The organism is Halalkalibacter oceani (genome assembly GCF_023715705.1).
GTDB lineage: Bacteria > Bacillota > Bacilli > Bacillales > Bacillaceae_D > Halalkalibacter > Halalkalibacter oceani_A.
The window spans coordinates 27,706-41,489 of record NZ_JAMBOS010000003.1; the positions used below are offsets into that span (position 1 = coordinate 27,706).

Consider the following 13,784-nt stretch of genomic DNA (forward strand, 5'->3'; position numbering starts at 1 on the left):
AAGGTGGTACTTTGGACTTTTGGTTAATATTCCCGCTGGTTGTTGTTTTCTTTCTCTTTATCATTAAGGTCCCGGTAGCTTATGCGATGCTTATTTCATCATTAACATATTTTTTGTTTAATGCTGAAGCAATGTCAACTCAATTTTTAACACAACGTCTTGTAGCTACAATGGAGTCATTTATATATTTGGCCATCCCCTTTTTCACTTGTGCAGGAGTTGTGTTTAATTACTCGGGTATTACTTCCCGTCTTATCAGGCTTGCTATTGCGCTAGTCGGGCATTTGAAGGGAGGAATGGGACATGTCAACATCGTGTTATCTACTATGATGGGCGGGCTTTCAGGTTCTGCAAATGCTGATGCTGCTATGCAATCAAAAGTGATCGTTCCAGAAATGACTAAGCTTGGGTACAGCAAGTCGTTTTCTACTGTCGTAACCTCCGCTTCATCAGTTATTACACCGATCATCCCGCCGGGCATCATACTTATTTTGTATGCAACAGCGGCAAACGTTTCTATTGAGCAAATGTTTTATGCAGGCTATATTCCAGGCTTAGTGATGATGGCAGGTTTAATGATTTTAACCCGGAGAATTTCAATAAAGCGTGAATATAAGCCTGTTGTAGAAAAGAGAGCAACAGTTAAAGAGTTACTTAGTGAGCTTAAAAAATCAATTTGGGCTTTGATGATGCCGCTCGGAATCATTATGGGTTTACGTTTTGGTATTTTTACACCTACGGAGGCCGGTGCTATTTCAATTGTATATGCCTTTATCATAGGTAAGTTTATCTACAAGGAATTAAAAATTTCAGATATTAAGTACATCTTGTTAGAATCAACGACCATTAGCGCAGGAATCATGTTTATTTTAGCCTCTGCTCAAGTATTTGGCAGCTATTTAACATGGGAAAGAATTCCGATGATGATTTCTGAGGCTTTAACGGCGAATATTAGCGATCCTTGGATGTTTTTGCTGATCGTAAATATTATGTTAATTGTTATTGGATATTTCTTCGATGGTGGAGCTGCAATGATTTTACTCGCACCATTATTAGTACCTACCGCTATAGCTATGGACATTGATTTGGTTCATTTTGGAATTGTTATGTGTATAAACTTAGCGATCGCCGGGTTCTCTCCACCGTTTGGAAGTATGATGTTTGTTACGACTTCTATTACTAATACGAAAGTAGAAGATTACATTAAAGAATCCTGGCCGTACTTAGCGGTACTGGTTTTAGTGTTATTAATTCTTACATATTTGCCGCAAGTTACAATGTTTTTACCAAATTTACTTTCATAAACAAGTAAGATTGGACGTTGCTGCAAATCAAGAAGGTTAAAAAAGGAGAGTGTGAAGTGAGTGGGCCTTTGAAAGGAATAAGGGTGGCAGATTTATCCAGGTTCGTCGCAGGTCCATATTGCGGTATGCTGCTGGCTGATATGGGAGCTGAAGTGATTAAGGTTGAAAAGCCCGAGGGGGAAGAAACGAGAAGCATTCCTCCATTCTTTAATGATATCGAGGGGGATAGTCATTATACTGCCGCCTTAAATCGAAACAAAAGAGCGATAACCTTGAATTTTCGGGAGGTTGGGGCGAAAAACGTACTAACAAAACTGTTTAAATGGGCAGACGTTATTATTGAGAATTTTCGCCCTGGCACGTTAGAGAAAATGGGTTTTTCACCTGAGTTAATACAGGAAATTAATCCTGAAGTTATTCTCGCCCGCTGCTCTGGTTTTGGACAAACAGGACCTTATAAACATCGTCCCGGGTTTGATGCGATTGCCCAGGCCATGGGAGGAATTATGAGCGTGACGGGACGAGAGGAAGACCCGCCATTATTAGCAGGAACATATGTAATTGATTATGTAACGGGAATGCACGCAACAATTGGAATTTTGTCGGCATTACATGAGCGTGAAAAAACAGGAAAGGGACAAACAGTCGATGTTTCCCTTTATGAGAGTGCCGTCTCTATGCTTGTGTCCATGATTCCTACATACGATCAAACCGAAACAATTCATAAACGGGTTGGGAATGGTGACCGCTATGCAGCACCGGCCAATGCATTTGAAACGAAAGATGGTTGGGTTTATCTATTAGCATCTACTCAAAATTTATGGGAGAGGCTATGTAAATTAATGGGGCGGGAAGATCTGTTGAAGAACGATCAACTTAACTCGGTTCCGCGGCGTTTAAAACAAAAAGAGGACGTTAACGCGATTGTGCAGGAATGGACAATGAATTTTGAACGAGATGAATTAGTGAATTTGTTGGACCAAAAAGGAATACCCTGTGCTCCAATTCAGAATATCAGCGATATCATGCAGGACGAGCATTTAAAAGCAAGAGAGCAGATTGTTAAGGTCAATCATCCCAAAGTCGGGGAAGTGGCACTGAGTGGAATAACAATCAAATTATCTGAATCACCTGGGGAAATAAGGTATGGGGTGCCGATAATAGGACAGCACAATGAAGACATTTACCTTAAAGAACTGGGGTTTCATAAAGAAGAATATGAAGAGTTGAAAACGAAGGGTGTTATCTAAATTATTAGGAGGAGTAATAAAATGAAAACAGGAAAAGTAGCAGAATTTGTAACCGATTTTTTAGTAAGAGAAGGAGTGAAAACAGTATACGGGATACCAGGTGGGCAGCCTTTAACGATTCTGGATGCCATCTATGATCGGGACGATATTGACTTTGTCGCAACACGACATGAAAACGGTGCCGCTCATGCAGCGGATGCTGTAGGCAGAATCTCAGGAATCCCCGGTGTTTGCCTGGCGACAACTGGACCGGGAGCAACTAATTTAATTACGGGTGTAGGGGGAGCCTTTCAGGACTCAAGCCCTGTCATTGTCATTACAGCTAACAATAATCGTAAAGATATGCTTCATGATGATGCACAAAATGCTGATCATAAAGCATTGTTTGAAAGCTTGGTGAAATGGAGTGTGCTTATTAGTCATCCCGAGCATGTTGAATCATTATTAAATGAAGCTTTTAATGTGGCACTTTCCGGGAATCCGGGACCAGTTCATGTTGACTTCACCCGGGATGTACTAAGTGAGGTTATCTCGTGGGATGAACATTTAAAGCCGCATCGTTCAACAAATAGAATATTAGGAGATCCTGACAGCTTAAATCAATTTAAAGAGGCTTTATTAAAAGCGGAGCGCCCAGTCTTTTGGGTCGGAAATGGAGCGAGAATTTCGGGGGCTGGAGAAGAAATTTTACAAGTAGCTGAAAAATTATCAATTCCTATTATTACAACGTTTAATGGAATTACAGCGGTAGATATGAGTCATAAACAAGTTTACGGGCCTTTGAGCCGGAGCGGCAGTATGTTAGGCGCTGAAATATTGGCTGAAGCAGATACATTATTTGCTATTGGAAACAGCCTGAATGGACCTTCCACCGGTCGCTGGACAATGAAATTACCAGAAAAGATTTATCAAATGGACATTGATCCATCCATGCTTGGTAGACATTACCCTAACACAGTAGGAGTATGGGGAGATGTAAAAGTTTGCTTTACCTATTTATTGGAGCAATTGGCAAGTGACTCCGCTTCATCTTCGCAGATGGAGTGGTTAGAACACTGCAACAATAAATACGAGGCATGGCATGAAGAGTATGTAAAGCCGTTCCATAATAACGTGGCGACACCTGTTTACCCTCAAACTGTTGTTCAAGCGATAGCTGATGTAGCTGACGATGATGCCATATTTTCAGTAGACGCAGGAAACCCCGGGATTTGGACACACATTATGCCACTGAAAAAAGAGCAGTCTTATATGAAACCGGTTGGTTTTGGAAATATGGCTTTCTCGATCCCGGCTGCTATTGCGGCCAAGTTAGAACAACCTGAGAGGCAGGTTGTCTGTTTAGTAGGGGATGGGGGACTTGGAATGTCATTAGGTGAACTTGAAACGGCTAAAAGAACCAATGCAAACATCATTGTCGTGTGTATGAACGATCGGGCATATGGAAATATCAAACAGGAACAAATTAGAGATTTTGGACCTAGTAAGCGTCACATCGGGGTCGATTTTGTAGATTGGGATTTTGCAGCTGTTTCTAAAGCTCTAAACGGTGACGGAGAAAGAGTTTCTAATGTGGAAGACTTGAAAGCTGCATTTGCAAGAGCGAAAAAAGCGAATAATTTATATTTAATTGATGTTCAAATTGATCCGGACGTAAGCGTTTGGACGAAGCCTTTTTAATTTTTTTATAAATCGACGGTATTAAAGCCGTCGATTGCTTTCATCATCTGATGGTGGTTCTTTACGATAAGGTGAATCTATCACATTGTGATCTTTGGGGTGTAATTAATGAAGAAAAGCGGCATATTGGCTTTAGATGTAGGAACAAGCTCGATTCGTGCATCTATCTATATAAAAGATGAAGGAGTTAAGCATACTTTAGCGGTAAAACAGCAATTAAAAGAAAGATTTGATATTCATAAGCTGTGGGAAGCCATTTTGACACTTATGCAAGAGGTGACGCAAGCCACAAAGAACGTAAGCATTGATGCAATAGGGGTAAGTGCTTTCTTAGGATGGGTGATTGTAAAAAAAAACGGTGAACCAGTAGAGAAGGCATGGAGCTGGATGGCTTATGGAGATCAAAATGAACTAAAAAAAGCAAGACGAAGCGAGAACAATATAAATGAAATAATAGGAAGAGAATTGAACGAACAATTAGGGGTGTTTTATTGGGCAAATACGGTGAAAACGGCGAATGAAGAAGTTATCGTATTAAGCATAAAAGATTTTATTAATTTTAAACTGACCAATACTTTTATGATGGACAGGTCCCATGCAAGCTACACCGGTTTATATTCCATTGGAGATGGTAACTGGGATAATGATTTATTACAAATGTTCAACCTTCCGTTATCAGTTGTACCGAATCTGGGCTATGGTAGCGATATTGTAGGCAAAATTAATAAGGTGATACAGTCCAGGTTACATTTAGCTGGTGACACTAAAGTAATTTTAGGAGGACCGGATGGCACGCTTGCTATTTTAGGAAGTGGGGGAGTGAATCCTGGTTGCAGCATTGAAGTGATGGGAACAACAGATGTTATATTCCGTGTTGTAGACTCTATTAATACAAAAGCGGTAGTCAAAAGTGGTTTAGTGCAGAATAGTCACATTTTACCTGGTTTGTTTTGTATAGGGGGTCCAACCGGCATGACAGGCGGATCACTTGAATGGCTTATGAAGAACCACAATTGGGGTTATGAGCATGCCGAGTTTATAAAAATGTGCAGCAGCTGGGAAGAGATAAAATCTGCTGAATCAGGCCTGTTTTCCATTTCTTCTTTAACCGGAGCAAGAGTGCCGGATTGGAACCCTGAAACGAGAGGGACCCTTGTCGGTATAAATCCTTCGCATCAATTTAAAGAGGTCTTTAAAGCAACTTTAGAAGGGATTGCTTTTAACACAAGAAGAATAATGGACAGAATGGAATCTTTAGTAGGTACTGTATCCTCTATAACGGCAATCGGCGGAGGAGCAAAAAACAGGACGTTTATCAAAACCAGAGCAGCTATAGCCGACTGCACATTTCGGATACCGAAAGAGATTGAAGCCAGTAGCTTTGGTGTTTTTGCTTTAGCGAGTATAAATATCGGTTGGTACAGGACGATAGAAGACGCTGTCGTCAATCTCAATCCAGTTGAATTTACAGTTGAACCTGACAGAGAGGAGGTCAACAAATACCAACCATTCGTAGAAAAATATAATAAATTGATTGAAATAATGGATGTCTGGTACAAGTAATGCGTATTCTGCGGGAAAAGATGATTGTTGTTGATGGCACTGATTTTAATAAACATTAAATGAGGGATAATAATGCCTTTAGAAAAATTTAAATTAGATGGAAAAGTAGCGATAGTCACCGGTGCCGGTAAAGGGTTAGGCAAGCAAATGGCCATCGCCTTAGCAGAAGCAGGCGCTGATATAGTCGGCACGGCACACTCCAGCGCAGCAGGGTTAGAAGAGACAAAGGCAGAGGTTGCAAAACGAGGAAGAGCGTTTGTTAGTGTCAAGGCTGATCTGACTAAAAAAGAGGAAATTGATCATGTTGTTAACCAGGCGGTTAAAGCTTTTGAGCGGATTGATATCGTAATTAATAATGCAGGAACAATTCAACGAAACTCTGTTTTGGAATTTACAGAACAGGAATGGGACGAGGTAATAGAACTGAATTCAAAAGCCCTGTTCTTTCTAAGCCAAAAATCGGGGCAGCTTATGAAGGCTAAGAATATAAAGGGAAATATTATAAATATTGCTTCATTACGAGTCTTTCAAGGCGGGACAAATGTGGTTTCCTACTCAGCAAGCAAGGGGGCAGTTGCTTCGATCACAAAGTCTCTAGCCAATGAGTTGGCGGAGTTTGGAATCAGGGTGAATGCGATTGCACCTGGATATATGGAAACGAATATTACCAAACCTTATCGACAAAATCCGGAGACTAACCAGTATATTTTAAGTAGGACTCCTTTAGGGCGTTGGGGAAAGCCGGAAGATCTTGACGGTGTGGTTGTGTTTTTAGCGTCCGAGGCCTCGGGCTTTATTACTGGAGAAATAATTGTAGTGGATGGTGGATGGTTAATCAGGTAGGAGTAGGAGTGCCTGTTTTAGATAGGTATAGAAAGGATGAAAACATGGAGAGATTAAGTGAAAAATTCATAGCATTAGATCAGGCTGTAAGTGTAATAAAGCCAAACAGTACGATCACATTTAGTGGTTTTGGGCATTCCATGACTCCGTTGGCGTTTATTAGGGAGATGATTCGCCAACAAATAAATAATCTACATTTGATCGGAATTGGTGAGGCATGGGCTGTTGACATGCTTGCTGGTGCAAACATGCTTTCCCACGTCTGGCTATCTAATTTTATGTTTGAGGGATACGGTAGATGCAAGAACTTTAGCAGAAAGGTAGAAGACGGTTCTATAAAAGTAGAAGATTTCAGTCACTATGGTCAAATCAGCCGCTTTGCAGCGGGAGCGGCAAATGTGCCGTTTTTGCCTATCAGAAGTATGCTGGGAACGGACTTGGAAACGGAGACACAAAATAGCGATCGTACTCATAAATTGAAGTGTCCATTTACAGAAGAAATCGTTCTTGCTGTAGCCGCAGTCAAACCGGATTATGCAGTCATTCATGCTAATCGCTCTGATCGTAATGGAAATATTCAGCTGCTTGGTAATTCCACTTCAGTAGATGAACAAGTTCGAGCAGCAAAAAAAGTGATAGTCACAGTAGAAGAAATCGTTAATGAGGAAGAAATCAGCAAACTATCAGAAGTTAATACGTTACCGGCTTTCTTAGTTGATTATGTAGTAGAGGTTCCTTATGGAGCTCACCCAACCGGAATGTATAAATATTATTCCGAAGATTACGAACATATCGATTATTTTATGGAATTAAGTAAAACGGCAGAAGGTTTTCAGCAATACTTAAATGAGTACGTATTTAACGTAAAAGATCATTGGGAGTATCTTCAAAAAATTGGAATTGAAAACATACAAAGGTTAAAGGCCGATCCTTATCTTGGCTATCAACTACCAAAAAAGTAATAAGGAGAGGAACATATGAATTATACAACTGAGGAATTGATGATTGTAGCCGCATCCAAACAGCTGGACGATGAGGAAGTTGTTTTTGTTGGTACGGGTTTGCCAATGTTAGCCTGCCTGGTTGCTAAAGCCACCCATGCCCCAAATCTGTTTATGCTTTTTGAATCTGGAATTATTGATCCGAAACCTTCGCACTTAGCGAAGGGGGTAGGTGATTTTAGGCTTCTTAAAGGCGCTACAAAAAGGACCAGCCTTAACTATGTTCTTACTTTGTTGCAAGGGGGGTACATTGATGTTGGATTTTTAGGAGCTGCCGAGGTTGACCAATACGGAAATATTAACTCAACCTTTATTGGTGGTAACTATACAGCTCCAAAATTAAGGCTTCCTGGAAGCGGCGGAGCAAATGACATAGCAAGCAATGCTAAAAGAACTTTGGTCATTATGCCCCATCAAAAAAGGAAGTTTAAAAGAAATCTCTCTTATTTGACGACGCCTGGTTTTTTAACGGGAGGAGATAGTCGAGCTCAAGCGGGTTTAATAGGGGGCGGTCCTTCTCGAGTTATTACGGATAAGGCAATTTTGGATTTTGAGCCGATTAGTAAAAAAATGAGGTTACTCGCTGTGCATCCAGGTGTAACGACAGAGGAAGTGCAAGAGTTAACAGAGTTTGAGTTACTCATTTCCGACGATATCTCAGTGACTACGGAGCCGACCGAAGAAGAACTATCGATTATCAGGGAACTTGATAAGGAAGGAATATATGTGAATAAAAACTTAGCATAATCACATTTACAGGTCCGCAAGAAATAGGAAAGCAGCCTGTATAGGTGGATCGAAAGGATGAATAAAATGTTGAAAAAGAAAAGTAAAGTAGTTTCATTGAATCAAGCTGTCTCTCTTATAGAAGATAACAGTACTTTGGCAATAGGCGGCCATACATTTCGTCGTCATCCGATGGCTCTTGTTTATGAAATAATACGACAAAAAAAGGCCGGATTGAAGCTATTGGGTTGGAATAATGCCAATGACGTTGATATTTTAGTTGGGGCAGGAAATGTCGAAAGTGTAGAAACATCCTATGTGGGCATGTCGATGTTTGGCTTGGCAACCCATTTTAGAAATGCTGTTGAAACCAATCGTATCAAGGTGTTTGAACATTCAGAAACAACAGCGATTGATATGTTTCGAGCGGGAAGCCTTGGGCTTGATTTTATGCCGACAAAAGCATCATTAGGTTCTGATGTTCTCAGGACGAATCCACGTATAAAAGAAATGAATTGTCCATTTACGAATCAAAAATATGCCGCTGTAAAAGCGGCGGATGTTGATGTGGCCATCATACATGGACATTTTGCTGATGAATATGGAAATATCGGCGTTGACCAAAGAAGACTGATGGAGAACGAGATGGATGCGTTAATTGCAAAATCTGCTAAAAAGGTGATCGCCAGCGTTGAACAAATTGTAAGTGAGGACTTTGTAAAAAAGAATGCTCATTTGACCTTTGTTCCTGGTATTTATATCGATGCTGTTGTAGAGGCACCATACGGCGCGCATCCTACAGCGTGTGATAGCCGCTATGACTATGATTTAACCCATTTAGAACAATATCATAACGCAACGAAAGTAGAGACGGACTTTAACCGATATCTTGATCAATATGTTTATGGTTGCAAGGACCATTATGAATATTTAGAGAAAATTGGTTTAAAGAATTTGAATAAAATTAAAAGGCCTGAGGTGATTCTTTATGGTTAATCAATCGAGGTATACGCTCGAAGAGTTACTGGTAGCTAATCTGGCGAGAGAATTAAAGGATGAAGAAGTTGGATTCATTGGTCTAGGGACAGGTGGGAGAACGTTTGTGTTAGCTGTTGGAGTACCTACCGTGGCTTCAAGGCTGGCACAAATGACTCACGCTCCTGACTTTGTTCCGATGCTGGGACCGATTGTGGACCCTGATTTAAGTCATATTCCAGAATCCTACACGGATCATGAACTTTTAACCTGGCCATGCCGTGCTCAAATATCAGTGATGGATTGCTTAGACTATTGGCAGCGCGGCAAAATAAACGTCGGCTTTGTATCCGGGGCACAAGTAGATATGTATGGCAATGTAAATACTGTATCAATTGGAGATTATAACAACCCCAAAGTTCGGCTGGTCGGACCAATTGCACAAACGAACCATATGGCATTCGGGGATAGAGTTTTTATCTTCCAGGAGCATGAAAAGAGATCCTTTGTCGAAAGGGTAGATTTTATCTCTGGAACTGGCTTTCTCGGTGGCGGAGATGAGCGGGAAGCGGAGGGCCTGAGAGGAAAGGGGCCGTATAAAGTTTTTACGGACTTAGCGATTCTCGACTTTTGCCCGGACACAAAGAGAATGCGCTTGGCGTCTGTTCATCCCGGAGTCACGGTTGAGCAAGTGCAGGACAATACCGGTTTTGAATTAATAATTCCAGAAAATGTGCCAATGACAACAGAACCTACTGAACAAGAGTTGTCTCTTATCAGAGAAATTGATCCGAAAGGTTTATTGTTGGAAGCGAAAATAAAATAACAAAAGAGATAGAGAAGAAGTGGCTATGAAAGAATATTAACCGTAACAGGCACGTCTTCTCTATCATCATTTTGAACATATTTGCAACAAAGAGTTGATTTTCCTTTCTGTACTAGGGTGAAGCAATCGCTGGATATTTTCTTACGCCGAATGGAACCACCACTGTCCTTTTTGAAACCTGGATTTGTTTGAGCTACTTTTAATGACACTCTTATGTCGTGTCAACTGAAGAAAGTAGTAGTAGATAGACAAAAAGTGGGAGAACTCTCTTTGTCAATCAATTTGAGCTTAGTTTCCACTTTTTCATTTTTTTCACAAGCGTAGAATGATCAATTCCAAGCTGCTCAGCTGTTTTTCTTATCGAAGGTTGCTTTTTCAGCTCATCTATAATTAACTTTTTTTCGAATTTCTCAACACGTTGTTTTAATGTTAACGGTTGCGAAGCGGGTGAACTCATCCCCATACTAATATGTGGTGGAAGATCATCAGGCTCAATCTTCAACGAGGGTACGGAAACAATCATACTTTCTACTAAATTTTTTAACTCCCTGACATTTCCAGGCCATCCGTATTCTTTTAAAAGCTGTCTTGTTTCTGGAGAAAGCTCCTTATGAACGTTATATGTTCTGCTAAAGTAAGAGAGAAAATGATCGAGTAATATTTCGATATCCTGCTGTCGCTCGATTAAGGGAGGAATAGCAATTTCTACAACTTGTAAGCGATAGTAAAGATCCTCGCGGAATCTGCCCTGCTGGACCAAATCTTTTAAAACTTTATTAGTTGCTGAAATGATTCGGATATCTAATTGTTTTACTTGACTGCTACCAATTCTTTGAATTTTCTTTTCTTGTAAAACACGGAGCAATTTCACTTGAATTGATAACGGCAGCTCTCCTAATTCATCGAGGAGAACTGTACCTTGATCAGCCAATTCCAGTAAGCCGATTTTACCTTCTTGACGTGCTCCAGTAAATGCTCCTTTTTCATAGCCAAATAATTCGGACTCTAATAGCTGTTCAGGAATTGCGCTGCAATTAATCTTGATAAAAGGCTTATCTTTGCGGTCGCTATACTCATGAATTAAGTTGGCGATAACCTCTTTTCCGACTCCGGACGGCCCGGAAAGCAGAATGCTGGTAGGAAAGGGAGCCACCTGCTTTACTTTGTGGATCACTTCATTCATTTGACTGCTATGAAAGACAACTTCTTCGTTTGAGGTTTCCATCGAAAAAGTAAACCGATTTTGATTTAAGGCTGAAAAGCTTTTCGCTTTTTTTAATTCAGCTGTCATTTCAGTCAGCCGGGTAATGTCCCTTACGCTTGTTACGACAAGTTGAATGTCTCCTAATTCATCTAAGACCGGATTACCAGTAACGATAACGTCTTTTTTTCCTCCGATCTTTTGTAAAATTGAAAGTCGCTTCTTTTCTTCTAAAACGAGTAAGGAAACAGATTGATCAAAGTAGCCCTCCTTCATTAAATCAGCCATATGGTTACCGATAAGCTCTTCTCGTTTGAATCCGGTAATTTCTTCATAAGCAGAGTTAACAAATAACGTATCTCCATGGTGATCGACAACGTAGATTCCATCACTTGCAAACTCAATGATTTGCTCCATTTGCCTTATTAGACGCCGGTAATGCTCAATTTGTGATATTTCCTGAATGACGCCAATGGCGCCGATTAACTCTCCATCTTGAGATAAAGGTGTGCGGTTAACCATATATTGCTTTCCGGAAATCTCCATTTTAACACCAATAATGCTTTTGCCAGTTTCGAGTACTTTGTACATTTCCGTATTAGGAATAAATTCTCTTATGTTCTGCCCGATGTAATCTTCTTTTCCCTCACATAACAGCTTTTGAGCAGAGGGATTCATAAATAAGACCTTTTGTTCGTAGTTAACAACAATTATTCCATTAGAGATAGAGGAAAGAACATTCTTGAAAAAAGCTTCATCCAGCTTCCGATGCTGCATGTAAATACCTACTTTCGAAGGATAAAATTCACCAGGATGGTGAATTTTATCACCGTTTATGAATGCGCTGTCACTACTGTTTTTTATTGATATGGTGAATTTTATCACCGTATTTAAAAATCTGCAATACAAAAGGCTGGGCATAGTAAGGTTTTCATAGATGGCATGAATTTTGCAATAAGAAATAGACAGAGGAGGTTATTAGATAATGGAAACAAAAGGAATATTTCTAAATGGGAAATTTGTCATCAAAGAGAGAGTATTGCCGCTGTATTCCCCATATAATGGGAAGTTGATAGCGAATATTAGCATGGCTGATGAAGAGGATGTTAAGGAAGCAATTGCCGGGGCGCAGGAAGCCTTTGGCATTATGAAACATATGCCTGCCTATAAAAAAGCTGAAATTTTATTTGAGGTTGCTAGAATTCTACGGAGTCGTAAAGAAGAACTGGCTCAGCTTCTAGCGCTTGAGGCCGGTAAACCGATCCGCACGGCCCGTACTGAAATAGATCGTACAATCACGACTTATTATTTTGCCGGGGAAGAAGCAAAGCGAATTTATGGTGAGACAATCCCAATGGACGCGGCCGAGGGTGGAGAGAATCGGCTCGGGTTCACGTGGAGGGAACCGCTCGGGGTTGTAGCTGCAATTACGCCGTTTAACTTTCCATTTAATCTCGTTGCACACAAACTTGGTCCTGCGTTTGCAGCCGGAAATACGGTCGTTTTAAAGCCCGCAGGTCAAACGCCTCTCAGCGCTTATCGCATTGCGGAAATTTTTCAGGAAGCAGGTCTACCAGATGGGGCTCTGTCCGTGATCACGGGAAGTGGTAGAGAGCTTAGTAATGCTCTACTAATGGATGAAAGAGTGAAAAAAATTACTTTTACAGGCAGTGCCTCGGTTGGAAAACTAATAAAAGAAAAGGCTGGACTGCGGAAAGTCACGTTGGAGCTGGGCTCTAATTCGGGTTTAATTGTTGAGCCCGATGTACCGTTGGAAAAAGTGATACCGAGATGTGTGGAAGGAGCTTTTGCCTTTGCCGGACAGGTATGTATTTCTTTACAAAGACTTTATGTGCATGAAGAGATTTACGAGGAATTTTGTCAGCAATTTATTGAAAAGGCCAGACAATTAAAAGTCGGTGATCCGTTGGATGAAACTACCGATGTGAGCGCAATGATTAACAGTGAGGAAGCTGAGCGTATTGAATCGTGGGTTAAAGAGGCAGTTGAGCAGGGAGCAACCATTGGATTGGGTGGCACGCGTGAGGACTCAGTTTTTGCGCCGACGGTTTTACTTAATGTTACAAATGATATGGCGGTTTCGTGTCAAGAAGCATTTGCTCCAGTAGTTTCAATCGTTCCCTATAAGGGTATCGATGAAGCGATTGACATGGTGAACGATTCAGTGTATGGGCTTAATGTTGCAATCTATACTGAAAGTATTACGAAAGCCTTTCATGCTGCCCGTAAATTCGAAACGGGAGGTGTGGTGATTAACGATATTCCGACATTCCGAGTGGATCATATGCCCTATGGGGGGGTGAAAGAAAGCGGTTACGGGCGTGAAGGGATAAAGTATGCTGTTGAAGAAATGACTGATCTAAAGTTTATTACTGTAAAAACTACATTTTAAGG

11 protein-coding genes are annotated in these 13,784 nt (G+C 40.7%); 10 read left to right on the forward strand and 1 reads right to left on the reverse strand.

What is annotated here, in order from left to right; all coding sequences use genetic code 11:
* The first annotated feature begins 11 nt into the window (after window positions 1–11).
* The 9 genes from M3212_RS03750 (at window position 12) to M3212_RS03790 (ending at window position 10,168) form a co-directional block, all read left to right on the forward strand.
* Entirely contained in the window at window positions 12–1,304 is a 1,293-nt protein-coding gene (locus tag M3212_RS03750) for a TRAP transporter large permease (protein WP_251192613.1), read from the forward strand.
* A gap of 17 nt (window positions 1,305–1,321) precedes the next feature.
* Window positions 1,322–2,554, forward strand: coding sequence for a CaiB/BaiF CoA transferase family protein (locus tag M3212_RS03755; RefSeq protein ID WP_251192614.1), 1,233 nt, complete (start codon window positions 1,322–1,324; stop codon window positions 2,552–2,554).
* Between the two features lie 21 nt (window positions 2,555–2,575).
* Complete coding sequence (locus tag M3212_RS03760) at window positions 2,576–4,234, forward strand: thiamine pyrophosphate-binding protein (RefSeq protein WP_251192615.1); 1,659 nt, start codon at window positions 2,576–2,578, stop codon at window positions 4,232–4,234.
* 108 nt (window positions 4,235–4,342) lie between these two features.
* Window positions 4,343–5,797, forward strand: coding sequence for a xylulokinase (locus tag M3212_RS03765; protein WP_251192616.1), 1,455 nt, complete (start codon window positions 4,343–4,345; stop codon window positions 5,795–5,797).
* A 72-nt stretch (window positions 5,798–5,869) separates the two neighbouring features.
* A complete protein-coding gene (locus M3212_RS03770; RefSeq protein ID WP_251192617.1) occupies window positions 5,870–6,640 on the forward strand; it encodes a glucose 1-dehydrogenase in 771 nt (256 codons plus the stop codon).
* Window positions 6,625–7,602 (forward strand): CoA transferase subunit A, encoded by a 978-nt coding sequence (locus tag M3212_RS03775; RefSeq protein WP_251192618.1) that lies wholly within the window; start codon window positions 6,625–6,627, stop codon window positions 7,600–7,602. The genes M3212_RS03770 and M3212_RS03775 overlap by 16 nt, the downstream gene beginning before the upstream one ends.
* A gap of 15 nt (window positions 7,603–7,617) precedes the next feature.
* Window positions 7,618–8,388, forward strand: a complete 771-nt coding sequence (locus tag M3212_RS03780; protein WP_251192619.1) for a CoA-transferase subunit beta — start codon at window positions 7,618–7,620, stop codon at window positions 8,386–8,388.
* Window positions 8,389–8,445: 57 nt separating this feature from the next.
* On the forward strand, window positions 8,446–9,363 hold the full coding sequence (locus tag M3212_RS03785) for a CoA transferase subunit A (protein WP_251192620.1): 918 nt from the start codon (window positions 8,446–8,448) through the stop codon (window positions 9,361–9,363).
* Complete coding sequence (locus tag M3212_RS03790) at window positions 9,356–10,168, forward strand: CoA-transferase subunit beta (RefSeq protein ID WP_251192621.1); 813 nt, start codon at window positions 9,356–9,358, stop codon at window positions 10,166–10,168. Before M3212_RS03785 ends, M3212_RS03790 begins: the two co-directional genes overlap by 8 nt.
* Window positions 10,169–10,445: 277 nt before the next feature.
* Here M3212_RS03790 and M3212_RS03795 read toward each other — a convergent pair whose 3' ends face one another.
* Entirely contained in the window at window positions 10,446–12,146 is a 1,701-nt protein-coding gene (locus tag M3212_RS03795) for a sigma 54-interacting transcriptional regulator (RefSeq protein ID WP_251192622.1), read from the reverse strand.
* A 208-nt stretch (window positions 12,147–12,354) separates the two neighbouring features.
* On the opposite strand from M3212_RS03795, the gene M3212_RS03800 reads away from it, so the two are divergent.
* Entirely contained in the window at window positions 12,355–13,782 is a 1,428-nt protein-coding gene (locus tag M3212_RS03800; RefSeq protein WP_251192623.1) for an aldehyde dehydrogenase family protein, read from the forward strand.
* The last annotated feature ends 2 nt before the right edge of the window (window positions 13,783–13,784 follow it).